This window comes from Sandaracinobacteroides saxicola (genome assembly GCF_014117445.1).
Classification (GTDB): domain Bacteria; phylum Pseudomonadota; class Alphaproteobacteria; order Sphingomonadales; family Sphingomonadaceae; genus Sandaracinobacteroides_A; species Sandaracinobacteroides_A saxicola.
Genome location: NZ_CP059851.1, coordinates 841,468 through 864,451 on the forward strand (window position 1 = coordinate 841,468; position 22,984 = coordinate 864,451).

The window sequence follows — 22,984 nt, forward strand, 5'->3', positions numbered from 1 at the left end:
TCGCCGCGTGCACCCGTGAAAGCAGATGCACCACTAGTGGTGCGGCTTTTTAGGGGTTTCAATCATGTCCGATTATCATGCCCAGCGACCCGTCACCGTACAGAGTGACCGGCGCCGCGAGGCGGGCGAACGCATCGAAGCATTGGTTGCGATCGCCCAAGCGAACGATTGCCGTCGCCACGGTGATGTCTCGCGGCAGCAGCGATGCCTTTATGATAACGCCTTTGTTGAATTGCGCAGCCTGGTCGCGCCTATCTGTCGCGCTGCGATCCGCCGTGCCCGATTGCTTGACCACGCCGACGATGCGCAACAGGCAGCCGATCTGGCGCTGATGGCAGCGATCGAACGCTACGTGCCGGGAAACTCGGCGTTCACGACCTTCCTGCACTACCAGTTGCTTGACCAACTCAAGCGGATTGTTCGAACCTATTATGGTACGGTTAAAGAGGACGGCGTGGAACAGCGCGTGGCGCCGGTCGCGCTGCCAGTTCTGAACGCCGGCGAAACCGAGGAACAACAAGCCGAATCCGTTGACGATGATGCCCTCCTGCGAATGGAACATCATGTCGGTGCAATGCTTAGTCGCAAGGCGCTGTCGTCCCTCCTGACGCTATTCGAGATGCGGACTGTCGACGTCCTGTCGCGGGCTGCCGCCGAGCCTGCCCTCGATCCCCATCGGGTAGCGCAAGCGATGCGCCGCACGTTCGAGCTGTTGGAGGTGGAGGAATGTGACGCCGATACCGCTGTGCAGGTACTCGGCATCAATCGCGAACGGGCACGCGAAATCGCCACCTGCGTGCGGCAGCAGCTTGCCCAGATCGCGACCGTCCGGCTTTCGGAGGCACGGATGGCTGCCAGGGCCGGTGCGCCGGTCGCGTCGCTGACCAATCTGCCCCCAATCAGTCGTCCGCAACAGCGTAACCTGCAGCGGCTGGCGCGTCTGCTGATACCCTCCGCGCCCTTGTCGCTCGCTGCGTAAACAAGGCTTGTCGCCGCCGGGCTGACAGCCTGGCGGCCATTTCTCCATTCTGAGCTCGATCAGCCTCGGGCCTTGAAGTCCCTGTCTGCCGCCATGATCATGGTAATGACCCGCGCTACCGCCTCGAAAAGCTCGGGCGGAATGCGCTGATCCACTTCGACAGTCGCATGAAGCGAACGCGCCAGTGGCGGATCCTCTACAACCTCGATACCGGTCTCCTGCGCCCGCGTGCGCATGGCGAGCGCCAGAGAGTCAATGCCCTTGGCAACGACGAGCGGTGCGTCGCCCACCGCATGATCATAACGCAGCGCGACGGCAAAGTGGGTAGGGTTCATGACGAGTACGGTGGCGCGTTCCAGCGCTGCCATCGTGTTACGCCGTGAGCGTTCTATTGCGATGGCACGGCGCCGAGCCTTGAACAGCGGATCACCCTCCATGCTTTTGTGTTCATTCTTCACGTCCTCGCGGCTCATGCGCTGCCGCCGCGCCCACGACAGCCGCACCCAGATCAAGTCGATGAGCGCGACGGCGGCTGTTGCGATGACAACACCCCAGACCAGCTTGTTAACCAGCGCTGCGATTCGGTGCGCAAGTGCACCCACAAACGGGGTGTCGGCCACGATCAGCGTGGCGACATCGGGCAGGAGCATGGCGATGACCCAGCCAACGACGACGATTTTCAGCAGGGTCTTTGCAAACTGGACCAGAGCTTCGGCACCGAACAGCCGCTTGAAGCCGGCAAGGGGCGAAATACGCGAGAGTTGAGGCTTGATGCGTGTAGCCGATACCAGCAGGCGGCCTTGGGCTGCGCCGGCGACGCCAACCGCGACCATCGCAATAGCAAGCGGAATCGCGAGCATCGAGACCAAATGTGCCAAAAGGGCCGAGATCAATGCTCTGCCGCCATCGGCACCCAGTGTGAACAGCTCGGCTCTGCCCCAAAAGCTGATGGCAAACCGCCCGATCCGATCACCGGTGAGATCTAAGCCAAACGCGGCCAGCGCGAGCACCGCACCGAACATCGCCAACTGACGAACATCGGCCGCAATCGGCACATCGCCCTTTTTCGCTGCATCGTCGATCTTCTTTTCGGACGCAGGCTCGGTTTTCTGGCTCTGTTCGGTCTCGTCGGCCATCAGCCGAACAGGCCGCCGGCGGCATCGCCAAGGGCGCGCGCGAAGAAGGAAAGCGAAACTCCGAGGCACATTAGTAGCAGCGCAAGCCCCAGCAACAGATTGGCCGGCTGAGCAATGAAGAAAATCTGCAGCTGTGGCGTAAGCCTGGAGAGCAGGCCGAGCGCGAGGTTGAAGAGGAGGCCATAAGCGAGAAAGGGCGCCGACATGCGTAGCGCGATCTCGAACGACTTGCCAAGCATGGCAGCGGCCGCAATCGGCAAGTCCATCGTCAACTGGCCAAGATTCAAGCGATAGCTAGCTACTAATCCGCTGATCAGCACATGATGAAGATCGAGCACCAGGATCATGAGCAGCCCGGCGAGCACGATGATTCGGGTGACCGCAGTGGTATCACCGCCGGCGGCGGGATCGAAGAAGATGGCGCCGGCGATCCCGATCGAGCTTGCGATGTAGGAGCCGGCGATGACCGCTGCGGTATAGACCAGCCGCACCAGCAGGCCGAGCCCCGCCCCTACCGCGCTCTCCATCACGACACCAAGCGCGAGATACTGATAACTCTGCACGACGGGTACGGCATGCGGCAGAGCCGCCAGCGTCAGGCCGATTGCGATCATCATGCGCACCCGCATCGGCACGGCTTCCTCGCCCACGGCCGGCATCAAAGTCAGAAAGCCAGCAATCCGGGAGAAGGTGAGTGCGAACAGCGCGGCTTGGCCTTCAAGCCCCAACTGCGACAGCAAGGCCAAACCCGGCTCCAACGCGACCACGCGCGCAGCGTCCAGGGACTGAAGCGGAGGCACGTCCGCTGTCAGCCGCCTGCGACCAGTGACATCGCATGCCGCGCAAAGCTTCCGAGCGCCTGTCCCATCAGACTGGCGCAAAGCGCGAGAGCACCGCCAACCGCCAGCAGTTTAGGAACGAAGGTCAAGGTGGACTCTTGCACCTGAGTCAGCGCTTGGACAAGGCCGATCACAACGCCGACCGCCAAAGCTGTGGCCAGCAGCGGCCATGATGCTCCCAGTCCGGCGAGCAGCGCGCGGTGCAACACATCGGTAACAGCGTCCGGCGTCATGGCTCAAACCTGCATGCGAATGATGTCGTTGAACGCAGCAACCGCCCGGTCGCGTGTGGCGACCAAGGTTTCCAAGGCAACTTCGGCAGCATTGAAGGAGGCAGCGGTGGCAATCAGGTCGCCTTGACCGGCTGCCGATTTCGCGCCTTCCATTTCTGCCGCGACGCCTGCGGCACGGGCGGTGTCAACCATCCCCGATAGCATCGCGCCGAAGGACCCCGCATTGCCGGCGTCGGATGTTTGCGCCGCGGTACCACTGATGGTGCGACCGACCGTAGAGGCGTACGCTGAGATGCCTTGTGTTCCGATGCTCTCTACCATGACACTGTCCTTCCTGCCGAATTGGGTGAGGTGACGTACGTTACTTGAGCAGTTCCAGCGTGCGACTGGTAATGCTGCGCGCGGCTTCGATCACGCTGATGTTGGCTTCATAGCCACGCTGCGCCAGCCTCATATCGGCGCTTTCAATCAACCCGTTCACGTTGGGGCGCAACACATAGCCCTGGGAATCGGCTGCTGGGTTGCCCGGCTCGAAGGCACGCCCAAAGGCTGTATCGTCAGCGACGATCCGTCCGGCGTTGACCAAGCGCGCTCCGTTGTTGCGATCCACGGTGACCCCAAACGTCACCATGCGACGGCGATAGGGATCGGCGCCAGGCGTTGTGCCCAAGCTATGCTGGTTCGCCAGATTTTCAGCCACCACGCGCATTCTGAGCGACTGGGCACGCAATCCGCTTTCCGCTACCCGCAGGGTCGTCGCCAACTCGTTGGTCATGTCGTCCCTTCCATCCTGCCCATATCGTTTCCGACGGGAGCACCTCTATCCCCGCTATATAGCTGGGGGCACAGGGATGCCCGGGAGAAAAGCGTGCAGGGCCTATTCGCCGCCGAGGCTTCCGTCGAGATTGACCTTGATCCTTGCATCCTGACGCTGGGTGCTATCCGCAATCTCGGTCGTGGCGCTGTCATTCCAATAAGCCGTAGCGCCGCCGACCAAGTGACGCTGCGGGTGAATGGCGAACCGGTGGCACGCGCAACCATCAGCATGACCGATCGCGCGCTCCATCTTCGCCTGGGCGCGATCTGACAGATAGGATTATGCAGATGGATATCGCATCCGGTTTCGGCACCCTCGGCGTCTTGCTGCTTGTTGTCGGGCTGATCGTTGGCGGCGCGTTCATCGCTCGTCGTATCGGCTTCGCGGACACAGTGCCTGCCAATCCTCTTTTCTCAGCTCAATTACTGGGAGGGGGCAAGGGCCGGACTGAGACGTTGGCTCGCTTGCCGGGCCGCCGTTTGGTGGTGGGAGTCACGGTAGAGGGTGCCCGCTATCATATCTTGATCGGTCGTGATGGCGCCTTCGCCTTGGGGCAGGTGCCAGTCGCCTTCGCGCAAACGCTTGCCGCACAGTGCCCGCAGGATCATCCCTGATGCGTCGGATGATCATTATCGCTGCGGCACCGGTGATGCTGCTGCTGCTCGGCGCTGCCGCTCCGGCACCATCTGCGGGATCGGGTCCGTCGCTCACAGGCTCGGCGATGTCGCTGATTGTAGCGCTGACGGTGCTCAGCCTCGCGCCCGCCATCTTGATGACGATTACATCTTTTGTGCGTATTGTTGTGGCGCTTTCGCTGCTCCGTACCGGTTTTGGTGCGCCCGGTGTGCCCCCTAACATGGTCATCGTCGCGCTAGCGCTGTTTCTAACCCTGTTTGTAATGAAGCCGACATTCGACATTGCATGGACCCAGGGCGCGGCACCCTATCTCGCCGGCTCGCTGACCGAGGCCGAAGCGTTTAAGCGAACGATCGAGCCGTTCCGCACTTTCATGCTGGCCAACACGCGTGAGGGGGATATGCGACTGTTCATCGACATGGCGGGCACGACACCGCAATCGCGGGCTGACATTGACCTTCGCACTCTTATTCCCGCCTTTCTGATTTCGGAGCTAAAGCGTGCGTTCGAAATAGGCTTCCTGCTGCTGCTGCCGTTTCTCGTTATAGATTTGGTGGTGGCGTCAGTCCTGATGGCATTAGGCCTCATGATGCTACCGCCAGCGACCATCTCGCTCCCGGCCAAGCTCATTTTCTTCGTGCTTGTCGATGGCTGGGCACTGGTGGTCAGCAGCCTGGTGCGGTCCTATGCGGGGATGGGATGACGCGGCGCGAGCTCAACGGACCCGCACCGATTGGCCTGCGCTGGGTCACGTGTTCGGCTGTTGGTCCCGTTAAACAACTATGTCCATGATCCGGTTCGTGCCGGCGCCGTCCCAAATGGTGAATTCGCCCATGGGATCGACTATCATCTGAATGTCGAAAAAGATCGAGAAGTGCGACGCGCGACGCGCTGCAATCAGATGCTGCTATCGACCGCAACCGGTGCGAAACCTTGGCTCAACAGCGCACCGCCGCTCGTATAGCGGCTAACACGTCGATGGCCTTTCCGGGCATGTTCTTGCTCGATGGCACCGATTAGGCCGCGCAACAGCTCCAGCCGACGGCCGACCACCTGCGCATTCTGTTCGGCAGCTCCCTGCACATCCTGTAAAACAGCAATTACGGATGGGCGGTCTTGCAGTCCATCCGCCTCGGAACGAATGGTATCGACCAGAAAGCAAAAACGATCCGCGACCAGCCGCTTCGTACGCGCGATAGCGGCGAGCTGTTCAGGCGGGTCATAGCTAGCGATCGCATGCTCCTCGTCGCCGAAAATCGCGATCAGCGCGTCGGCCACGTGGCGAAGTTCATCGGTCGTCAGCATGCAGGTCAAGGTCGGCCTCCATCGGCGCGGCGAAGTTCGATTTCAATTGCCGGTGCGATTCCGAGCGCCCCAGCCGACGCCATGTCCCGCCCGATGGCGTCAGCCAGCACTCCTTGCCAGATCTGGCCGGGGCCGTCCTCTCCCATTAGCGAACCACTGTTGGCAGCGTCGAGCATAATGTTAACGAGCTGCCCGGCGACGAGCGCTTCAAATTCACGGGCGGCGGTCCGATGACCGGCCACCGCGGGTACTGGCCCTGGCAGGACTGCACCCGCTGCGCGGTTCTGTGGAACAACTTGGCGCACGTCCACCTCAGCGCACCTCAATGGAGGCCTGGAGCGCACCCGCGGTACGCAGCGCTTGCAAGATTGTGATCAGGTCCCGGGGTGACACCCCAAGCGCATTAAGCCCGGCAACCAGCGATTTAAGTGACGCAGTGCCATCTAAGGTCGCGAGTTTTGCACCACTTCCGTCATCAACCTGGACATCGCTGCGCGGCACTATCGCTGTCTGGCCGCCGGCAAAGGCATTGGGCTGCGAAACCACAGGACGCTCGGTGACAGCGATCGTCAGCGCACCGTGGGCGATCGCCACCTTGCTGACCCGGACATTCTCGCCGATCACAACCGTTCCCGACGCCTCGTCGATGACGACGCGCGCGACCTGGTCGACGTCCACAGCCAGATTTTCAATCGTGCCAACGGCGGCTGTCATTCCTCCTAATTGACCAGCCGGTATGGCAACCTCAACCGTCGCATTGTCGAGCGCAGTCGCCGCAAGCCCAGCACCCCGGATTGCAGTTGCGACCCTAGAGGCGGTGGTGAAATCGGGATTGCGTAGGGCAAGACGGAAATTGCCGGTATCGGGCAGTGCGAAATTGATTTCTTGCTCAACGATGGCGCCGCCTGCGATCCGTGCCGATGTAGGAGAGCCGCGGCTTACGCTTGCGGCAGCGCCACGCGCGGCGAAACCGGATACAGCCACCGGACCTTGTGCAACAGCATAGACATTGCCGTCCAACCCTTTAAGATTGGTTGCGACCAGTGTGCCGCCCTGCAGGTTGGAGGCATCTCCGATGGCTGACACCTGCACGTCGAGTGGGGTTCCGGCGCGAGCAAAGGGTGGCAGGGTAGCTGTGACCATTACTGCGGCGATATTCTGCGTGCGTGGCTGAGTGTCGCGCACATTGACGCCCATGCGCTCGAGCATCGCGCCGAGCGATTCTTGGGTGAAGGGCGCATTGCGAAGGCGATCGCCGGTGCCGGCAAGCCCGATAACAAGCCCATAGCCAACTAAGTGATTACCGCGGACACCGACGACGGAAGCAATGTCCTTGATTCGCTCGGCATGAGCCGCGTGAGCGAAAAGCGTCACAGCGCCTACCGCTAACAGATGCAATACAGTAGCCGTAGCTGGCCGCCTGTCTATACACAGCTTGCGCATCATGCTGCCTCCACGCCTGTCACCGCGACCGCTTTGACCTCGGCGCCCAATGTCTGCCGCGCCGCCTTTAGGATAATTGTTCGAAGCAGTGCGATGTCCAGTGCGCCGGTCCGTTCGGACAGCCCCAGCGGAGAACGCCAGACAACCATGTTAATGGCGTGGAGAGTATGCGGTAGTAGCTTACGAGCCGGCTCCGCGTCAGCGGAAGCAAGCTGCACCTGCGCTTTCACGGTCATATATCCCATGAATGCACCTTCGCCGGTCGTGACCGGGATTGTCAGCGGCTCCAGCGCGATCCAGGCCAGATCGACGGATTTGACGACAGGTGGGGCGCCCTGGGGTGAGCCGGTCGGCGCTGCCCAAGCAACAAGCATTGCTGAGCCGCCGCCGGCCAAAGTCCCAAGCATGATCGCTAGGCCAACAATTACCATGGGTTTCATCGCCGGTCTTTCTTCATAACTAGGCGCTCGGCTTCATCACAGGCATGGCATCGTCCTCGTCCAGCACGATCACGGAAATACGCCGGTTTTCCGGGCGGGCGGGATCGTCTGGAAATGCCAGCCGGGTGTTGGCGAAGGCGACCACCTCCGACACGCGCCCGGCTGCGACACCGGCGTCTGTAAGCAGACGGCGCGCGACGTTGGCGCGATCCATCGACAGGCGCCAGTTGGGGTCGGTAAGGCCGCCAACGCCGTCGCTGTGCCCTTCGATTGCGATCCGCGCCCCACGCGCACCCAGTCGCTCTCCAATGGCCTTAATCACCAGGAGGCCATAGGCATTGGGTTCGGCTGTTCCGAGCCGGAACAATGGACGGGCGCGAGTGTCCATCAGCTCGATGCGGGTGCCGCGTGGATCAGCAGCAATCCGCAGATTGTCGTCGATCCCCATGGTGATGGGTGATGCCCGAAGCGCCATGCGAAGGTCATTGGCAATCGAACGTACGTTGACGGCAGCGGCGGGTTCGCGCGGCGCGCGGCCCGGGCGAACTTCGGCTGCATTGCGAACAGCGCTCACTAAGTCACTGCCGGTGCCGGTGCCGGCGTCGGCTGCGGGTGGCATCGGCGAAAAATAGCGCGCGATACCCTTTAATCGGGCCTTGTCAGGCGAGGATAGCAGCCACAGCAGGAGGAAGAAGGCCATCATGGCAGTCACGAAATCGGCATAGGCCACCTTCCACGCACCGCCATGGTGGCTGCCGGCGATGATCTTGCGCCGTTTGATGATGATCGGTCGCGGTACCGGGAGCGTGGTGATCTCGGTCATATTCAGGCCGCGCCCCGCGCGGTGACGAGCGACCGCTTCTCCTTGCAGGCTACCTCCAGCTCCGTGAAGCTCGGTGCGGCATAGACCGGCACCTGACGTCGACCGATTTCAACACTCACTTCGGGAGCGACACTGTCAAACGCGAGCAGCAGAACCGTGCGCGCCACTGATAGCGGCTTAGCATCATCATCAAGCACTTGGCCCAACCGCGAAGCCAGCGGACCGACAACGCAATAGGACAGCAGTACGCCCAGGAAGGTGCCGACCAGCGCCCCTCCGATCATCGCACCCAGCACCTCAGTAGGCTGGTCGATCGAGCCCATCGTCTTGATGACTCCAAGCACGGCCGCGACGATACCAATCGCGGGCAGACCGTCAGCCATTACCTGTAGGGCATGCTGCGGCTGGGCGTGATCATGATGCCGGCGCTCCAGATCCCGCTCGGTTGCGGTATCCAGATGCTGTCCTTCGATCTTTTCGATGCCCGCCATGCGCACATAGTCGCAGACGAAATCCACCATATCCCTGTCGGCCAGGATGCGAGGAAATGCTTTGAACAAGCTGCTGGCGTTGGGATCCTCCACATCCGCCTCCAAGGCGGCGGCGCCCCCGCTGCGCATCCGGGCAGCAATGACATAAAGAAACACCAGCAGTTCCCGATAGTCGCCGGGCTTCCATTGCGCACCTTTTAGCGCCTGCATGATACCTTTTCCGGCGCCTTTCAGGATCTTTGTCTTGTTTGCAATGACGAACGCGCCGATTGCCGCTCCCATGATGGTCGCCATCTCATAGGGCAGTGCATAGCTGATGATGGTGAAATTGCCGCCAGCGACGACAAATGTGCCGAAGACGGCTGCCAGCACGACGACAAGTCCCACTGCGGCAAGCATGACTGTTATCCCTTCCGCATTTTTCCCAGAACCAACTGCCAGCGTCCGGCTATCACGGTTCAAGGGGTTATAGCCCTTCCCCATCGCCCATCAGGAGAATGATGATGTCGATCAACGCCTATCGGAAGACGACGGTGGCCGCGGAAACGCCGCAGCAGATGGAACAGCGAGCGCTTTCCGAAGCGATCGTCAGGTTGCGCACAGCGCAGGATCAGGGGTTGAAAGGGCCGCCGCTGGTTGCGGCTCTCGAATTCAACCGGGAGCTGTGGCGCTTGCTGGCGAATGACTGTCTTGGCAAAGGTAATGGCTTGCCGGCTGCACTCCGGGCGGCCATCGTCAGCATCGCATTGTGGGTGCAGCGCCACAGCAGTGATGTTGCCGCAGGACGGGAAAGTGTCTCCGACCTAATCGACGTGAACCAGGAGATTGCCCGTGGTCTGGCTGCCCAGAGCACGTTGCGCGCGGCATAGGGAGGGACCGCATCGGTGGGCGTGGCGGCGTGGCGGCCCAACGGAGCCTCCGGTGTGTTACACCCGTGGGCTTTTTCGCGCTGGGATCCGACACGAGATAAAAACCGGGGTGTGCTACGTCGCACACCCCGGTCCATTGCCTAGCCATCAAGACCCGGCCGTACGGATTGCTTTAGCGGAACAAGCCCATGATCGCCTGCGGTGCCTGATTAGCGATTGACAGCGCCTGGATGCCCAGTTGCTGCTTCACTTGCAGCGCCTGGAAGCGCGCCGATTCCTTGGCGAGGTCAGCATCAACAAGTTTGCTGACGCCGCTTTCGACCGCATCGGTCAATCGGGTGGTAAAGCTGATCTGCGCATCAATGTCGCGCGAGGCGGAGCCAAGGGTGGACAGCGCCGTGTTGACGTTCGCCTTCGATGTGCGAAGGGTTTCCACCATGGTCCGGGCATCGGCCGCGGTCGCAACGCCGTCGGCGGTCGTCAGCGTGATCACGGCACCGGCGGTTGCGCCGAAGCCGAGATCGACATTGGCAACAGTCAGGTTGTCGGACTGGAAGCCTGCGGTCCCCGGATCGCCGTCCAACGTCGTCCGCAACGCAGAAACAGTGTCAGTTCCCGGATTGGTCGAGCTCGCACCGCGCAGCAAGTTCGTGTTGTTGAACACCGAGCTGTTAACGACCGAGTTGATCTGGTCGCGCAGTGCAGCGAAATCACGATTGATCGCGGCACGGCTGGCAGTATCGATGCCCTCATCCGAAGCCTGCAGTGCCTTGGCTTCCATCTGGTTCAGGATGTCGGAAATCTGCTCGGCACCCGAGACGGCCACATCTACCACGCTCTTGGCGCGGCTCAGCGAGCCCGAAACTGACTGCATGCCGGCGACGTCGCCGCGCATGCTTTGTGCGATGGTGAAGGCAGCGCTATCATCCTTGGTGCTCGCCACCTTGAAGCCGGTCGTGATGCGGTTTTGGTTGACGGCCATTTCACCAGCAGTGCGGTTCATCCCCTGTAGCGCGACAGCTGCACCGAAATTGTTATTGATTGTGAACGACATGCTTGCTCTCCTGAGCGTTACGCCACCGTCGGTGGCGGGCCTTGATTTCCCGGCCAGAGGCCCCGGAACCGACCGGGGTCGAGCATATTCACGGCAAGATCTGGAACATCTTTAGTGCATCAAAATGGGCTGATGGCGTCGATCAGCTGCTGGCCCCATCGCGGCTGCTGGGCGTCTTGAATGAGTCCCTTGCCACCGTAGGAGATGCGCGCATCGGCGATCTGCGAGTGGCGCACACTGTTGTCGCGCGCGATGTCCTGCGGTCGGACAATGCCCTCGATTACGAGATCGCGCAGTTCCTGGTTCACCCGGGTTTGCTGGCGCCCACGGACCTGGAAATTGCCGTTCGGCAGAACAGCGACGACGACCGCCGCTATGGTCATAGCGATCGCCTCTGACCGGGCGACCTGACCTTGGCCGCTGTTCCCCGACGCCGTTTGCGCTTGCACAAGTTTCGCCGGATCTCGACCACCCAGAAGCTGGCGCAACGCGCCTTCAAGGCCGAACAGATTCGATACTCCCCCTGATTCTGACCCATCCCGCTGGCGTTGCGTACCCTGACGCAGCTGCGCGCTGTCACTTATGTCCACTCGCACCGTCAGGATGTCACCTTCACGGAAAGCGCGCTGATCGCGGAACAAAGATCCCTGGGCTGGATGGAATAGGGATCCGTTCACGCCCGGTACCAGTAGCGGCGCGGCAGACGTGCCTCTTGGCACCTGAATGACTGCAGGACGCTCCGCTGTGCGTCCAGAGGCAGCCGGTTCGGCCAAGCTGGACTGCCAAGGCGGGGCCACGGGTGGCGGTGCAGCAGTAAAGGTCGGCCCACGGCCGATGGATTGAACCCGCTCGACCGTGCCGCAGCTGGCAAGCGCAAGGCCAAACAGAGGACCGGTGGCGGCTACAAACCGCCGGCTAAGGACGTTGCTTTTCCAATACATTTCATCTCTCCTGGTGCGGAGTCGGCTAACGCGAAGCCTGTGGTGTCTGCCGTGCCGCGCCGATGATGACACGGCCGGCAGCATCAGCGATGCCCTCGACCGTCCGCCCATTGACGGACGCGCGGACCATGCCCCCAACCACCGCGCTGGTGAGAGCCCGGCCAGGCGTGACAATCTCGAAATGCGGTCCGGCTACCACAACCGGCACCGGCGAACCCCGTCGGACGACATGGTCAGGGGCCAGGTCATAGGCGAACAACGGCCGCCCCGCGGGGACGGCACGGGCCACCTTTCGCCCGATAGCCTCGGCTGCGGAAAGTCCGCGATTGGACGGGGATGCGGTAATATGAGCAGGCGTGACAGTGGTGCCGGCGGCGATGGGTACGGCGGTGATGGTTCCGAGCATTTCAGCATGTGCGGACGACATGAGAAGGACGGATGCAGCCATGAGCATGACGATGCGGAAGTCGGCGGCCGCAGTGATGCCAACCTGCATCAGCGGACCATCGCCGACGTTTGCAGCATCTCATCAGCGGCTTTAACAACGCGGCTGTTCAAATCATAGGCGCGCTGGCCCTTGATAAGTTCCGTCATCTCCGCAACTGCCGAAACATTGGAGCTTTCGAGGAAGCCCTGTGACAACAGACCGAAACCCTCTTCTCCCGGCGTACCGTTGATTGCATCACCCGATGCCGCGGATTGCCGCAGCATATTTCCGCCAATCGCCTCAAGCCCGGCATCATTCACAAAGGTCGAAAGCTCCAACTGCCCGAGGGTCTGCGGCTCCGTCTCACCCGGCATCTTTACTTGCACTTGCCCAGTGCGGCCGATCATCACATCGGTCGCCTGCGGCGGCACTGTGATGCTTGGCAGAACGCGATAGCCTTCGGAGGTAACCAACTCCCCGCTTTCGGAGACCTGGAACGAGCCATCGCGGGTATAAGCCTCTTCCCCACCTGGAAGCTGGATGCGGAAATAACCTCGCCCCTCGATCGCAAGGTCATAGCGATTGCTGGTCTGGGCAAGACTGCCCTGTTCATTAACGCGGTAGACGCCTGCTGCACGTACGCCGCTGCCAATGTGGATGCCTGTTGGAGCCCTCGTGTCCTCGGCGCTGGTGCCCGCGCCGACGCGCGCTTGAGCAGAATAGAGCAGATCAGCGAACTCGGCGCGCTGGCGCTTAAAGCCGGTCGTCGTCATGTTCGCGATATTGTTCGCGATCACATCTACATTCAGTTGCTGTGCCATCATCCCAGTGGCCGCGGTCGACAATGCGCGCATGGCTTCAAAATTCCTTCCCTTTGCTTCGATCAGAATTGCGACCGCCCGAGCCGCTCGATCATCCGGCGCTGCAGGTCGCCGATGCCATCGCTCATCCGCTGTGATGACTGATAGGCGCGCTGCGCCTCTATAAGCGCCGTTGATTCCACGACCGCCGACACATTGGACCCCTCCAGACCGCCCACAGCCAGCCGCACGGAATTGGGCGGCAATGCGACTGCATCCCCGATGGTCATCACGGTGTTGCCACGTGGATCGATTGTCCGCACCGAGCCCGTCCACACACCGACGCGACCGACCTGTTCGGTGCCCGCCATCACCGTACCGTCCGGCAATATCGCCACCCGCGCAGTTGCTTCCGGTGGTACTTGGATCGGCCGTCCATCCGCGTCGGCCAGGCGGCCGCCGATAGTCTCCAGAAAATAGTCGTCGCTGATTCGAATGGCGCCTGCGCGGGTATGACCAAGCATGCCATCTGCCGAGACGACACCAAAATAGCCCTGGCCGACTATAGCAATATCGAGCGGATTGCCGGTCTGCTGGAAGGGCCCATCGCGCATGTCGGGCGCAACCCCATGGTCCAGCACTTGGAAGACGGGACGATGGCTGGGATCGGTGGCGTTGTCCATTGCGCGGATCGCCGTCGCGAACATGGTTTGCTCGCGCTTGAAGCCGGTGGTGTTGAGGTTGGCAATGTTGTTAGCGATGACATCGACACGCCGCCGCAGCGCCATCTCATTGCCCAGCAGAACAACCGAACCGATATCCACGACGACAAGCTCCCGTTAGATAGATGCAACGTTATAGCCTGCGTCGCAGCACGCCCCGGTTCGAATTTCCGCCGACGGCTGAAACGCCTCTGCGCTATTACTGCTCGTGATCGTAGTAGGTAGCAGGAAAAAGTTAATGGCGAGGATAACAACGCTAGGGGACCAGGCTGATGACACCGTGGCTTCGGTAACCCCGAAGCCGAAGCCCAAAGCTCTACTGCTAATCGGTGCTGCCGTGTTGCTGACTAGTGCATTGGGAACCGGCGGTTTTGTGACGTGGCAGTCGATGTCGGGTAAAGCGGCCGAAGCCGACGAACTGCCGCCGCCTGTCTACGTCGAAGTGCCGCCGATGGTCGTCAACTTGGACAATGGCGGTGGTCCAGCCCGCTTCTTGAAGGCGCGTGTTATGATCGCCGCACGCGACGAGGCGGCCGCCGAACAGCTGCGGGCAAGACTGCCTGAGATCAACGACAGCTTCATTGCCTTCTTCCGCGACGTTCGCCCTGTCGATATGGTTGGAGCTCAAGGCCCGTTCCGCATCAAAGAAGAACTGCTGCTGCGCGCCACCGCGGTCGCGCGGCCACACAAGGTGGACGATGTACTTATCCAGGAACTGGTACAACAATGACGTCGCATCATGGTAACCACGCCGGGCCAATGGATTCCCCACAAGGGACGGCAGGAATTTCAGCTTTGCTCAACCCGCCTCCGCCAAGTCCGCGTCGGCTGCCGATGATGGCAGGATTGCTCGAAAAACTTGCGCGAACAACCTCGACCGCTTTTCGCAATGCCATTGGCGACAGCGCTGAATTGCGACTGACGCGGTTTGCAACCTGCCGGTTCGAGGAGGTTCGCGACCAGCCCTGTCCGCCGTGCGTGTTCGCGATCGGCCATGTCACCCCTTGGGAGACACGCATCCTGATCCGAATGGAAGCGACTATCGTCAAGTCAGCTGTCCATGCCATGATGGGTGGGGCGCGTAAAACCGCTCCGTCATCTGAGAGCGCTTCCCTTTCCGCCATTGAACGCGGGTTCGGCCAGTATCTGGCAGCTATCATTCTGGAGCAGCTGGAGCGCATGTTCGACGGCCTTGCGGCACTACGCTGCATGTTCGAACGGATTGAGCACGATGTCCATCTGGCAGCCGTCATCCCAACAGGCACAGGCGTGCTGATCGCCGATTTTGCGCTCGAACTGCTGGGCAGTCAGGGTACAATGACCATCATTCTGCCGCTGGCGCCCCTGGAGCCGTTGCGACCGATCCTATCGCAACCTTTTGTTGAAGGGCAACTAAACGCCGACGACGATTGGCGGGTCGGACTTCAAGTTGCCCTGGACAATATCGAGCTGCCCCTAGAAGTCGAGATCGCGACAATCACGTTGCCGCTGGTCACGATTGAGCGGTTGAAGAAGGGCGACACGCTTACTCTCCCCGGGTGTCGCGGCCAGCGGGCTAGTTTGAAATCGGCAGGCCAGACAGTTGCAGATGGAAGGCTATTTTCAAGCCGAGGTATCTACACCCTGCTCCTCGACCCGAGTATCCATCCGTCTTGCAGGAGTTACTGATGACCATAGAAATGCTTCGTATCGCGACTGATGCGGCGATTGGCATCGGGTTGGTTGTGTCGCTGAGTGTACATGGGCTCGTCTGGCAGCGATTGCGACGACTGAAGGTAGATGCGGAACCCATTCGATTGATGGTGGCTGAACTGAATGCCGCCAGTGACCACTGCAACGATTCAACCGCTCGCTTGCTCGCCGCACAGATCTCGACGGAAGCCATACTCACCCTTTCCAGTCGGTGCGAAACATCGCTGGCAGAACTGCGCGAGGTCGTGGCCGTCGCAAACTCCGTTGCCGATCGGATCGACATGGCCTGTGCGGCTGCGCATTTGGCACGGCGTGATTTGGAGTTGTGCAAGTCATGAGGGCGGCTATGTTCATGGTTACTGCACTGGCACTGATGGCCGCCGGCGCCGGCGGCCGTATTGCACTCGCTGCCGATGGCACGGGGCGGCAACTGGCGTCGGGGGCCACTACCGGTACCAGTGCCACCACGCGCCTTGGCGCTGCGGTTGAGGATAGCCTGATCGCACGCGGAAATGCGTTGGACGCCCGAGAAAGGCGTGCGGCGCTTCGTGAACAGGTAATCGCCGGGCTGGAACGCCGACTTGTGGCACAATCTGCGGCCCTTGCCACACAGCAGGCCGATATTGCGCGCGCCACAGCCGCGCTGCAATCCGCCCGGGATGCTCGGGTACAGATGCTCGCCCGCGTATACACGGCGATGAAACCGCGCGACGCTGCGCGCCAAATGAGCGAGTTGCCGCCAGAATTGCTGGCGGCAGTCGCCGGCGAGATGCGAGAGCGGGCACTGGCGCCCGTCATGGCAGCGATGCCGCCTGCCGTTGCCGGACCGCTGGCGATAAAGCTTGCGGACCGGAAGAATGACCGCTTGGCAACACCTCCAGCGAATTCGGTAGAAGATCATGTGGGAGCGGCGCAAGCTAGTGCCAGCTAAAGTGCATCGTGCGAACTTGGGATTGATTCTTGTAAAATGACAAACGACAGCTATGAGACATAGCCATATTCCGATCCCCTGGGAATATACCATGAGGATAGAAAGGGCTCAATCTTCGGTGGCGCGAACCGAGGTTACCAAAATCCGCGCGGTGCGAAATCCGGCGAGATGCAGCGCTTCTTCCATAGCAACAGCCACGCGTTTTGCATTAACAGGACGTTCTGGATGGGCTCGTAAACGAGCGAATTCCGCGAGCTGGAGCAGCTGCAATTCGCGTATCGTGCCGCGGCGTTCGTCGAACCGCACTTCGTCTTGCGAAGCGGCGAGTATCACTGTGGACTGCACCGACAATGTGCCGATCACAAGATCGCCATCGATGATCGGAACATCCATCAGAAGTTGCGGCTTTATGATGGTGTTTTGAGCGACCGGCGCATCCGCCGTTGTCGGTGTCCCCATAAGCGCCATCGCAAGAGTGCCAAAGATTGCGAGCAAACGCCATGACAGCTTCGACCAAATATGCCCGTCCATATGGGCTATAACGACCTGCCATCCACAGCCTTTAGCCGCTGCCCGCAGGAGCCGTCATGCCCGACCTTTCGTGTCCGTACCACACCAGTGAATATCGACATTACCCGGCCGATCCGCATAGGCATAATTTGCGTGATCATGGCGAGCGTCTGCTTAGGGAGCCGGGTTGGATAAGTCGGTGTTCGATTGGAGTCGTCAATCGACTGACGACGGCTATCGGCCTTGTTATCGTCACGCTGCTGTTGGCCATTCCCATACCGTCTGCCGGGCGCACCATGGACCCCGGCACTGGAGCGGGTACCGTATCGCAGCGTAGCCCAGCAGCTGAGCTTGCTGCTCCAGCGGACAGGGTGGCCGCCCGGCTTGCCTATGCGCGTGCCATGCTTGCCGCAGGACGGGCTGCCGAGGCGCGCGGCGCTCTTGCCGCTATTGCCGCTAACTCACCCATTGATGCGGGTGCACGGGGTACTGTGTTACTTGCTGCCCGCGTGGCGCTTCGCGCCGGTCGCTTTGAAGAAGCGCAGAACCTTGCCGCCGGTCTGCCGCAGTCGCCCACCGCGTGCGGCATCGCCCTGGTCGCCGCCGAGCGGCTTGCTCGTACGGCAGCGCTTCCGCTTCTTGCCTGCGCGGCGCCTTTGTTTGGGGCGGCCGGTGCCTCAGATCCGCCGCTTGCTCATTCCGTGCGACTTGCGACTGCGCGGATACTGTTGGTCGCTAACCGCCCCGTCGATACCTTACGCATCCTTGACCAACAACCCCGCGGTGACCCTGAGATGCTGCTGATCACAGGTCGAGCGCGTGCAGCCGTCGGTGATGTGGAAGGCGCGCTGGGCGCGTGGAAAATCGTGGCGGCCTCCGCCGACCGACGGCTGTCCGCTCACGCCCGTATCGATTCGATCGCCCTGCAGTTGCAGACCAAGCGGATGACATCAGACGAGGCCCTGAAGGCACTCGAAACCCTGCGCTTTGCATGGCGCGGGGGCGAGGCGGAGAGGCACCTCCATGCCACCCGCTTCGACATCGCGGCACGTGCCCGTGACTGGGAGATGGCGCTGGATGCGGGCGCTACTCTGCTGACGCGGTTCAATTCAAATGCCTTTATCTCTGGTGTCCAAGTGGCTCCCACGGTCAACTGGATCATTGCGACGATATTCGGTCCAGCGTCGAACACACCTTTGTTGCGGATGGTTGATATCTACTGGACCTACCGGGATGTGATTCCACGCGGACCGGACGGCGATGCATTGGCCCGTGGGGTGGCACGTAGGCTGGCCCAAGCCGGTCTTTTCGCTCGCGCGGCCGATATCATCGAGCATCAGGCGACGCTTCGTAAAGGCCAGCCTGCGGAGGCTGTGTTAGGGGCTCACGCGGCAGCGTGGCGTCTCAAGGAAAATGATGCCGCCCGCGCTTATGCTCTGCTTGACAATACGGATGTCGCGAATGCGCCATCGGATGTCGCCCTTCTTCGGCGGCGATTGTCGATCGTTGCCGCACTTCGCAGTGGGCGAATGGTGGAAGGTGCGGCGCTCATTGAGACTATTCCGGCGGAAAACGCCAGCTTCCGTGCGGAGGCGCTGTGGGCCACCAACGATTTCCGGGCATTCCTGACCGAGACACAAGACCTCGACCCAGCAGGCACAGCAGGCCGTGAGCTCGCCTTAATGCGTGCAGTCGCCCGTGCTAGGATCGGAATGCCCTCGGCTACGCCGAATGATGGCGCCACGGTCGCCGAAGCCGTGCTCGCGTCAGAAAAGCCGATGACTCCAAAGGATGTCCGCAGAGCAATCGAGGAAATTCCTGTTTTACCCGGAGACCGACTTCTTACACTAGCCTGGGGATGTTCAGCTCGCCTGACAGCAGAACTGGACTGTGAATGAAAAGGTGTTGCCGGATATTGCCAACTTTTATATCCGTATAATTATTGATGGAGTTCGAAATGCTTGTTTTGATATTAGCATTAGTATGCTCTAATTTATAATATATGAATTATACGTCCATAGCTAGCTGTAGGGGATAAGCTGCCTGGCTACGCGACCGCGTCTGTCGCCCTATGACCTCATGCGACATGTCTTCCAGGCAAAGCTTGACCGCCTCAAGAGTTCGAGGTGCGAGTGTGACGTAGGAACGGCGGCGATCGTTAGTATCTATTGAGCGCTTTAGCCATCCATCTTCGGTCAATCGTCCGATCCAGCGTAGGCCAGTCGTCGAAGGTACACCGGCAGCAATGCACACGCTTGAGACACTATGTCTCCTGCCACGCATGTGCGAGACGAACAGGTCGAGGAAAATGTCCCATGCGGGGTCGGCAAAAAGGTCTTCAGGAAAACGTTTTGTACGCAACCTGCGAACCTTCAGCAGCATTTCCGCAGTCGCGACCAGAGCTTCGCGTGCCACTGGCGGTTTTTCGGCTACTCCCATAGGATCCTGATGCCAGCGCACCAGTCCGGCGGGTCTGCTATCTTGAAGGCTTGCGCGATCAGATCGCGAAGATTGGGCGGCTGGAAGGCGATAGTCGAGCACGGCTGATTGCGGCCGACATGACGTAGAGCCGGAACTGATCCAATGTGAGAGACGTCGCGATGCACCTGTGTGCGCTGCCCAACAGTCTGATAGAGATGCATACTGCAGAGTCATGATCAATACCCTCTGAACTATCAGTACGACGAGAACGGCGCTCTCAGGCCGCCAACGCAAGCTGTTCAGCGTCGGCCATCCTGGCGGCGCCTTCACAGAAGACAATGGGCATGTCCCGCCGCATGCTAGCCGCGTCGTCACTTGTGACAAGAATGTGATCCAGCACATCGAGCTCCACAACGTGCGCTGCAAGGACAAGAGAGCGTGTCGCAACGATATCTTTTTGACTGAATGTACATGCGCCAGATGGATGATTGTGTACAAGAATTAACGAGGACGCGTCGCATTGCAGCGCAGCCCCGAGAATCTGACGTTGGCAGATGAGCGATTGGTGAGCGTCACCATCACTAATGTGATGGTTTTTAATAAGACGATACTGCGCATCCAAAAACAGGACACGCACATGTTCGCGGGCACTGTGCCCTTGCACAAGCCGCAGATAATCGATCAGCGATTCGGAATTGTCCAAGACTGGTCGATCATCGATCCTTGCTTTGGTCACAGAAAAGAGAAGATCCTTTAGCCGTTGAAGGATCGCGATCTCCGATCGTGTTGCACCATGCATCGCTAAGAGGCCATGCGACGCGGTAATGGCGCGCGCGCCGCCGCCCAGAGACCGCACCAAATGCCGGGCTGTCGCACCGGTTGTGCCGGCATTGCAAAGCAACTCGATTGCCATAGCATCAGCACTGGTTAATGGATCGCTGATGGCTGTGCAGGGGTAGTGCTTGGTGAAGCTATCTTGGCGCTCAAATGTCATGGAAATATCAGCCATGGTGTTTTCCTTGATTCGCGCCATGTGCCGAGTGCCAGTGCGACAAGGACCGGATAGGCCCAGATAGCAATGCTGTCGGCATAAACGAGCGGGTTTGGAACCGGGGAAATGTGCAGCGCGTGGATCAGCACTGATTCGCTTTGAAAGGCAGTTGCATATAGGGGCCAAAAACGATTGGCGGTAAACGCAATTCCTCCAAAGCTTACCATCACTCCCATGTCGATCAGGAGAATTCCCTTCTCCACCCTGTCGAACCCTGCACGGTCCGTGAATGGTGTCAGGAACGATGCTGCTAAGATGGTCACGACAGCAAGGCGCTCAGGGGCGCTGCCCTTCCAGACTGCGTAAAAGCAGATAGGAAACAAGACAGCGGCGAACAGGATTTCATTCCAAGTCATGCCTCTGCCCCGTCTCCAGACCGCCTCAAGCAGCCTGGTCCACTAGCCGCAAAGTAGGCGCAGACATGATGTGTCGGCGCCCAGGCTTATCGGAAAAACCGCCAAAAGCAACCGCGTCCAGCCCTAGCTTCGATTGGGCGTCAGCAAGCTCGCTGTGCGCGCCTGCCAATTGCTGCCGTACTTCGGCTATCTTATCGACAGCTGCTGTCATGCGACGAATGGCAACCTGACCAAATCCAATTGAGAGATTTGCATTGCGCCGAGCAACTGGCATGAAAGCGATAAACAAAGCGAGCTTTTCTAAGGCATTATCTACAGCCTCCTCGGTATCGAACAGTTGCTCTGCAATCTGTCTAGCAATTGTGGTAAGATCATTCTCGTTCATCAACGTTACCCTCTCTTTCGTGTCGGCTGGAAACTCGACTCATGAAGATGTTTGTAGGCATGAATACTGGAAATAAGTGAACTGACAGTTAGTGCCGCGAAGGCAGCAATGGCAAAAATCACCACCATTCGTTTGCGCCAGCCGTCCGTGTTGTCCAGAGTCCAGTTGATAATCCAGTTCCAATTTCCTCCAACCATGCCATCATGGATCGACGACAGGGCCACATGGCCCGGCGAGGCATCGGGTTCTGCAAGCTGATATGCAGCACGTATTTGCATAGGCTCGCTTGTTCGATAGTTCACCGGTACATCAGGTCTTGCCGAGGCGACCCAATGCACTCCCGCCAACGCTTCAGCTATGACCGTTGATTGAGACTGACCATCAGTGAAGGATTTGAGCTGCTCATGATGTGCAAGCGCGCGTGCCAATGCTGTCCGTGACGGGGCCCCCGTGCGTGTAAGCATATAACGCAAACGCATATCGACCGCATTAGGCGAGATCGACAGCGCCTTTGCGATCTCTTTTGAGGTCAAGTGCTTGTTAACAAGACGAATTATGATCTTGGACGCTTCAGGCAGTTCTGCCACACGGGCCAATAGATCGGTATTCTCCATGATCGGCTACCCCTTGAAACAACCTGTTGAAAGGTTGTTTCATTTTCAAACCGACCCCATTGCGGCGCTAACAAAGTGGCGTAGACCGTGCAAGCAATCTTTCACATTAATTAACCGATAGACGGTTAATGGATACTATCTAGAATGGGCTGACAGAGGTAGCTCGGTCCATCTGCACAGCTTAGGCTCATGACCCATTAGAGGGATTCTCAAGGTGGTTGGTTTCTGGTTCACTGGCGGCATTGGGAGGTGCTGCCCTGGCGGAGTTTCGGTGGTTGTCGGAGGCGCAGATGCGCCGGATTGAGCCCTATTTTCCGCTGTCGCACGGCATTCTGCGGGTGGACGACCGGCGGGTAATCTTGGGGATCATCTTCGTCATCGGGAATGGGCTTCGGTGGCGGGATGCGCCGGCACAGTATGGCCCGCCCAAGACGATCTACAACCGGTTCATCCGCTGGAGCCGGCTCGGTGTGTTCAACCGCATCTTCGCCGAGCTGGCAGCCAAGGGACGAAAGCCGGACATGCTGATGATCGATGCCACGCATCTGAAGGCCCATCGCACCGCTGCCAGCCTGCTCAAAAAGGGGCTGTTCTCCACGTATCGGAAGGACCAAGGGCGGCCTGAACTCGAAGCTGCATGCGGTCTGCGACGGCAAGGGCCGGCCGTTGGGGATGATGCTCTCCGAGGGCCAGATGAGCGACTACAAGGGAGCCGCCCTGATGTTCGCCAGCTTGCCCAGGGCCAAAGCGATGATCGCCGACAAAGGCTATGACGGCGACTGGTTCCGCCAAGCGCTGGCGGCGCGCAAAACCGTCGCCTGCATCCCTTCGAAGTCGAACCGGAAAGCCCATATCCCGCACGATCCAGTGCTCTACCGCCAGCGCCACCTGATCGAAAACATGTTCGGAAAGCTGAAGGACTGGCGCCGCATCCACACCCGCTACGACCGCTGCGCGCACACCTTCATGTCCGCCATCTGCATCGCCGCCACCAGCATCTTCTGGTTGCCGCAATGAGTCCTGAGCCTATGTGTTTGATCCCAGATTTTGATGGTGCATTATTCTCGCC

General features: G+C 60.1%; 32 protein-coding genes. 11 read left to right on the plus strand and 21 right to left on the minus strand.

Features of this window, described 5'->3' with window-relative positions; genetic code table 11:
- Positions 1-64: 64 nt before the first annotated feature.
- Complete coding sequence (locus H3309_RS04170; protein ID WP_182297516.1) at positions 65-979, plus strand: hypothetical protein; 915 nt, start codon at positions 65-67, stop codon at positions 977-979.
- 59 nt (positions 980-1,038) lie between these two features.
- Here the strand turns inward: H3309_RS04170 and H3309_RS04175 are convergent, their stop codons facing one another.
- The 5 genes from H3309_RS04175 to flgC form a co-directional block, all read right to left on the minus strand.
- A complete protein-coding gene (locus tag H3309_RS04175; RefSeq protein WP_182297517.1) occupies positions 1,039-2,115 on the minus strand; it encodes an EscU/YscU/HrcU family type III secretion system export apparatus switch protein in 1,077 nt (358 codons plus the stop codon).
- Positions 2,115-2,861 (minus strand): flagellar biosynthetic protein FliR, encoded by a 747-nt coding sequence (locus H3309_RS04180; RefSeq protein ID WP_182297518.1) that lies wholly within the window; start codon positions 2,859-2,861, stop codon positions 2,115-2,117. The genes H3309_RS04175 and H3309_RS04180 overlap by 1 nt, the downstream gene beginning before the upstream one ends.
- Positions 2,862-2,923: 62 nt before the next feature.
- Positions 2,924-3,187: a flagellar biosynthetic protein FliQ gene (locus H3309_RS04185; RefSeq protein ID WP_182297519.1), complete on the minus strand. Its 264-nt coding sequence runs from the start codon at positions 3,185-3,187 to the stop codon at positions 2,924-2,926.
- A gap of 3 nt (positions 3,188-3,190) precedes the next feature.
- On the minus strand, positions 3,191-3,508 hold the full coding sequence (locus H3309_RS04190) for a flagellar hook-basal body complex protein FliE (protein WP_182297520.1): 318 nt from the start codon (positions 3,506-3,508) through the stop codon (positions 3,191-3,193).
- 40 nt (positions 3,509-3,548) lie between these two features.
- Entirely contained in the window at positions 3,549-3,962 is a 414-nt protein-coding gene (gene flgC / locus H3309_RS04195; RefSeq protein ID WP_182297521.1) for a flagellar basal body rod protein FlgC, read from the minus strand.
- Positions 3,963-4,055: 93 nt separating this feature from the next.
- Between flgC and H3309_RS04200 the strand changes: the two genes are divergently transcribed.
- From H3309_RS04200 to fliP, 3 genes are read left to right on the plus strand one after another with little or no spacing between them, the layout of a single operon-like run.
- A complete protein-coding gene (locus tag H3309_RS04200; protein WP_182297522.1) occupies positions 4,056-4,274 on the plus strand; it encodes a FliM/FliN family flagellar motor C-terminal domain-containing protein in 219 nt (72 codons plus the stop codon).
- A 17-nt stretch (positions 4,275-4,291) separates the two neighbouring features.
- A complete protein-coding gene (locus H3309_RS04205; protein ID WP_182297523.1) occupies positions 4,292-4,618 on the plus strand; it encodes a hypothetical protein in 327 nt (108 codons plus the stop codon).
- Positions 4,618-5,343 (plus strand): flagellar type III secretion system pore protein FliP, encoded by a 726-nt coding sequence (gene fliP, locus H3309_RS04210; protein WP_182297524.1) that lies wholly within the window; start codon positions 4,618-4,620, stop codon positions 5,341-5,343. Before H3309_RS04205 ends, fliP begins: the two co-directional genes overlap by 1 nt.
- A gap of 194 nt (positions 5,344-5,537) precedes the next feature.
- Here the strand turns inward: fliP and H3309_RS04215 are convergent, their stop codons facing one another.
- The 5 genes from H3309_RS04215 to motA form a co-directional block, all read right to left on the minus strand.
- Positions 5,538-5,954, minus strand: coding sequence for a hypothetical protein (locus H3309_RS04215; protein ID WP_182297525.1), 417 nt, complete (start codon positions 5,952-5,954; stop codon positions 5,538-5,540).
- A gap of 303 nt (positions 5,955-6,257) precedes the next feature.
- The gene (locus tag H3309_RS04220) at positions 6,258-7,391 is read right to left on the minus strand and encodes a flagellar basal body P-ring protein FlgI (protein WP_243453841.1); all 1,134 of its coding nucleotides are present in this window, start codon (positions 7,389-7,391) and stop codon (positions 6,258-6,260) included.
- On the minus strand, positions 7,388-7,828 hold the full coding sequence (locus H3309_RS04225; RefSeq protein ID WP_182297526.1) for a flagellar basal body-associated FliL family protein: 441 nt from the start codon (positions 7,826-7,828) through the stop codon (positions 7,388-7,390). Before H3309_RS04225 ends, H3309_RS04220 begins: the two co-directional genes overlap by 4 nt.
- A 19-nt stretch (positions 7,829-7,847) precedes the next feature.
- Positions 7,848-8,651: a flagellar motor protein MotB gene (locus H3309_RS04230; protein ID WP_182297527.1), complete on the minus strand. Its 804-nt coding sequence runs from the start codon at positions 8,649-8,651 to the stop codon at positions 7,848-7,850.
- Between the two features lie 2 nt (positions 8,652-8,653).
- Entirely contained in the window at positions 8,654-9,604 is a 951-nt protein-coding gene (motA, locus tag H3309_RS04235; protein ID WP_317983334.1) for a flagellar motor stator protein MotA, read from the minus strand.
- Between the two features lie 35 nt (positions 9,605-9,639).
- On the opposite strand from motA, the gene flaF reads away from it, so the two are divergent.
- Positions 9,640-10,011 carry a flagellar biosynthesis regulator FlaF gene (gene flaF, locus H3309_RS04240; RefSeq protein WP_243453842.1) on the plus strand — a complete coding sequence of 124 codons (372 nt, stop codon included), beginning with the start codon at positions 9,640-9,642 and terminating at the stop codon, positions 10,009-10,011.
- Between the two features lie 172 nt (positions 10,012-10,183).
- On the opposite strand, the gene H3309_RS04245 is transcribed toward flaF, so the two are convergent.
- The 5 genes from H3309_RS04245 to H3309_RS04265 all read right to left on the minus strand — a co-directional run bounded on the left by H3309_RS04245 (position 10,184) and on the right by H3309_RS04265 (position 14,057).
- Positions 10,184-11,065: a flagellin gene (locus H3309_RS04245; protein WP_182297528.1), complete on the minus strand. Its 882-nt coding sequence runs from the start codon at positions 11,063-11,065 to the stop codon at positions 10,184-10,186.
- Between the two features lie 119 nt (positions 11,066-11,184).
- Positions 11,185-12,117 carry a flagellar basal body L-ring protein FlgH gene (locus H3309_RS04250; protein ID WP_317983335.1) on the minus strand — a complete coding sequence of 311 codons (933 nt, stop codon included), beginning with the start codon at positions 12,115-12,117 and terminating at the stop codon, positions 11,185-11,187.
- Complete coding sequence (flgA, locus tag H3309_RS04255; RefSeq protein WP_182297530.1) at positions 12,032-12,502, minus strand: flagellar basal body P-ring formation chaperone FlgA; 471 nt, start codon at positions 12,500-12,502, stop codon at positions 12,032-12,034. Before flgA ends, H3309_RS04250 begins: the two co-directional genes overlap by 86 nt.
- Positions 12,502-13,287 carry a flagellar basal-body rod protein FlgG gene (gene flgG / locus H3309_RS04260; RefSeq protein WP_182297531.1) on the minus strand — a complete coding sequence of 262 codons (786 nt, stop codon included), beginning with the start codon at positions 13,285-13,287 and terminating at the stop codon, positions 12,502-12,504. The genes flgA and flgG overlap by 1 nt, the downstream gene beginning before the upstream one ends.
- A gap of 29 nt (positions 13,288-13,316) precedes the next feature.
- A complete protein-coding gene (locus H3309_RS04265; RefSeq protein WP_182297532.1) occupies positions 13,317-14,057 on the minus strand; it encodes a flagellar hook-basal body protein in 741 nt (246 codons plus the stop codon).
- A gap of 235 nt (positions 14,058-14,292) precedes the next feature.
- Between H3309_RS04265 and H3309_RS04270 the strand changes: the two genes are divergently transcribed.
- The 4 genes from H3309_RS04270 to H3309_RS04285 all read left to right on the plus strand — a co-directional run bounded on the left by H3309_RS04270 (position 14,293) and on the right by H3309_RS04285 (position 16,578).
- A complete protein-coding gene (locus H3309_RS04270; RefSeq protein WP_182297533.1) occupies positions 14,293-14,685 on the plus strand; it encodes a flagellar basal body-associated FliL family protein in 393 nt (130 codons plus the stop codon).
- 104 nt (positions 14,686-14,789) lie between these two features.
- Positions 14,790-15,623 carry a FliM/FliN family flagellar motor switch protein gene (locus H3309_RS04275; RefSeq protein ID WP_182297534.1) on the plus strand — a complete coding sequence of 278 codons (834 nt, stop codon included), beginning with the start codon at positions 14,790-14,792 and terminating at the stop codon, positions 15,621-15,623.
- Positions 15,623-15,985 carry a hypothetical protein gene (locus tag H3309_RS04280; RefSeq protein ID WP_182297535.1) on the plus strand — a complete coding sequence of 121 codons (363 nt, stop codon included), beginning with the start codon at positions 15,623-15,625 and terminating at the stop codon, positions 15,983-15,985. The genes H3309_RS04275 and H3309_RS04280 overlap by 1 nt, the downstream gene beginning before the upstream one ends.
- Before the next feature lie 8 nt (positions 15,986-15,993).
- Positions 15,994-16,578 carry a MotE family protein gene (locus H3309_RS04285; RefSeq protein ID WP_182297536.1) on the plus strand — a complete coding sequence of 195 codons (585 nt, stop codon included), beginning with the start codon at positions 15,994-15,996 and terminating at the stop codon, positions 16,576-16,578.
- Positions 16,579-16,686: 108 nt separating this feature from the next.
- Here H3309_RS04285 and H3309_RS04290 read toward each other — a convergent pair whose 3' ends face one another.
- On the minus strand, positions 16,687-17,109 hold the full coding sequence (locus H3309_RS04290) for a hypothetical protein (RefSeq protein WP_182297537.1): 423 nt from the start codon (positions 17,107-17,109) through the stop codon (positions 16,687-16,689).
- 56 nt (positions 17,110-17,165) lie between these two features.
- Between H3309_RS04290 and H3309_RS04295 the strand changes: the two genes are divergently transcribed.
- Positions 17,166-18,986, plus strand: coding sequence for a tetratricopeptide repeat protein (locus H3309_RS04295; RefSeq protein ID WP_182297538.1), 1,821 nt, complete (start codon positions 17,166-17,168; stop codon positions 18,984-18,986).
- 109 nt (positions 18,987-19,095) lie between these two features.
- Here H3309_RS04295 and H3309_RS17760 read toward each other — a convergent pair whose 3' ends face one another.
- From H3309_RS17760 to H3309_RS04320, 5 genes are read right to left on the minus strand one after another with little or no spacing between them, the layout of a single operon-like run.
- The gene (locus tag H3309_RS17760; RefSeq protein ID WP_398399626.1) at positions 19,096-19,743 is read right to left on the minus strand and encodes a winged helix DNA-binding protein; all 648 of its coding nucleotides are present in this window, start codon (positions 19,741-19,743) and stop codon (positions 19,096-19,098) included.
- 43 nt (positions 19,744-19,786) lie between these two features.
- The gene (locus H3309_RS04305) at positions 19,787-20,518 is read right to left on the minus strand and encodes a JAB domain-containing protein (protein ID WP_182297540.1); all 732 of its coding nucleotides are present in this window, start codon (positions 20,516-20,518) and stop codon (positions 19,787-19,789) included.
- Positions 20,500-20,916, minus strand: coding sequence for a hypothetical protein (locus tag H3309_RS04310; protein ID WP_182297541.1), 417 nt, complete (start codon positions 20,914-20,916; stop codon positions 20,500-20,502). Before H3309_RS04310 ends, H3309_RS04305 begins: the two co-directional genes overlap by 19 nt.
- Before the next feature lie 25 nt (positions 20,917-20,941).
- Positions 20,942-21,301 (minus strand): hypothetical protein, encoded by a 360-nt coding sequence (locus tag H3309_RS04315; RefSeq protein ID WP_182297542.1) that lies wholly within the window; start codon positions 21,299-21,301, stop codon positions 20,942-20,944.
- Positions 21,302-21,306: 5 nt separating this feature from the next.
- Positions 21,307-21,915, minus strand: a complete 609-nt coding sequence (locus H3309_RS04320) for a sigma factor-like helix-turn-helix DNA-binding protein (RefSeq protein WP_182297543.1) — start codon at positions 21,913-21,915, stop codon at positions 21,307-21,309.
- Between the two features lie 257 nt (positions 21,916-22,172).
- On the opposite strand from H3309_RS04320, the gene H3309_RS04325 reads away from it, so the two are divergent.
- A protein-coding gene (locus tag H3309_RS04325) for an IS5 family transposase (protein WP_243453903.1) occupies positions 22,173-22,932 on the plus strand; the annotation gives its coding sequence in 2 pieces (ribosomal slippage) (positions 22,173-22,490 and positions 22,492-22,932; 759 coding nt in all).
- Positions 22,933-22,984 lie beyond the last annotated feature (52 nt).

Bases quoted from the DNA above. Each gene is read 5' to 3' on its own strand.
- H3309_RS04170 (WP_182297516.1), top strand. From the start codon at position 65: ATGTCCGATTATCATGCCCAGCGACCCGTCACCGTACAGAGTGACCGG.
- H3309_RS04175 (WP_182297517.1), bottom strand. From the start codon at position 2,115: ATGGCCGACGAGACCGAACAGAGCCAGAAAACCGAGCCTGCGTCCGAA.
- H3309_RS04185 (WP_182297519.1), bottom strand. From the start codon at position 3,187: ATGACGCCGGACGCTGTTACCGATGTGTTGCACCGCGCGCTGCTCGCC.
- H3309_RS04190 (WP_182297520.1), bottom strand. From the start codon at position 3,508: ATGGTAGAGAGCATCGGAACACAAGGCATCTCAGCGTACGCCTCTACG.
- flgC (WP_182297521.1), bottom strand. From the start codon at position 3,962: ATGACCAACGAGTTGGCGACGACCCTGCGGGTAGCGGAAAGCGGATTG.
- H3309_RS04205 (WP_182297523.1), top strand. From the start codon at position 4,292: ATGGATATCGCATCCGGTTTCGGCACCCTCGGCGTCTTGCTGCTTGTT.
- fliP (WP_182297524.1), top strand. From the start codon at position 4,618: ATGCGTCGGATGATCATTATCGCTGCGGCACCGGTGATGCTGCTGCTG.
- H3309_RS04220 (WP_243453841.1), bottom strand. From the start codon at position 7,391: ATGATGCGCAAGCTGTGTATAGACAGGCGGCCAGCTACGGCTACTGTA.
- H3309_RS04225 (WP_182297526.1), bottom strand. From the start codon at position 7,828: ATGAAACCCATGGTAATTGTTGGCCTAGCGATCATGCTTGGGACTTTG.
- H3309_RS04230 (WP_182297527.1), bottom strand. From the start codon at position 8,651: ATGACCGAGATCACCACGCTCCCGGTACCGCGACCGATCATCATCAAA.
- flaF (WP_243453842.1), top strand. From the start codon at position 9,640: ATGATGATGTCGATCAACGCCTATCGGAAGACGACGGTGGCCGCGGAA.
- H3309_RS04245 (WP_182297528.1), bottom strand. From the start codon at position 11,065: ATGTCGTTCACAATCAATAACAATTTCGGTGCAGCTGTCGCGCTACAG.
- H3309_RS04250 (WP_317983335.1), bottom strand. From the start codon at position 12,117: ATGGGCGGACGGTCGAGGGCATCGCTGATGCTGCCGGCCGTGTCATCA.
- flgA (WP_182297530.1), bottom strand. From the start codon at position 12,502: ATGCAGGTTGGCATCACTGCGGCCGCCGACTTCCGCATCGTCATGCTC.
- flgG (WP_182297531.1), bottom strand. From the start codon at position 13,287: ATGCGCGCATTGTCGACCGCGGCCACTGGGATGATGGCACAGCAACTG.
- H3309_RS04275 (WP_182297534.1), top strand. From the start codon at position 14,790: ATGATGGCAGGATTGCTCGAAAAACTTGCGCGAACAACCTCGACCGCT.
- H3309_RS04280 (WP_182297535.1), top strand. From the start codon at position 15,623: ATGACCATAGAAATGCTTCGTATCGCGACTGATGCGGCGATTGGCATC.
- H3309_RS04285 (WP_182297536.1), top strand. From the start codon at position 15,994: ATGTTCATGGTTACTGCACTGGCACTGATGGCCGCCGGCGCCGGCGGC.
- H3309_RS04290 (WP_182297537.1), bottom strand. From the start codon at position 17,109: ATGGACGGGCATATTTGGTCGAAGCTGTCATGGCGTTTGCTCGCAATC.
- H3309_RS04295 (WP_182297538.1), top strand. From the start codon at position 17,166: ATGCCCGACCTTTCGTGTCCGTACCACACCAGTGAATATCGACATTAC.
- H3309_RS17760 (WP_398399626.1), bottom strand. From the start codon at position 19,743: ATGACTCTGCAGTATGCATCTCTATCAGACTGTTGGGCAGCGCACACA.
- H3309_RS04305 (WP_182297540.1), bottom strand. From the start codon at position 20,518: ATGGCTGATATTTCCATGACATTTGAGCGCCAAGATAGCTTCACCAAG.
- H3309_RS04310 (WP_182297541.1), bottom strand. From the start codon at position 20,916: ATGACTTGGAATGAAATCCTGTTCGCCGCTGTCTTGTTTCCTATCTGC.
- H3309_RS04315 (WP_182297542.1), bottom strand. From the start codon at position 21,301: ATGAACGAGAATGATCTTACCACAATTGCTAGACAGATTGCAGAGCAA.
- H3309_RS04320 (WP_182297543.1), bottom strand. From the start codon at position 21,915: ATGGAGAATACCGATCTATTGGCCCGTGTGGCAGAACTGCCTGAAGCG.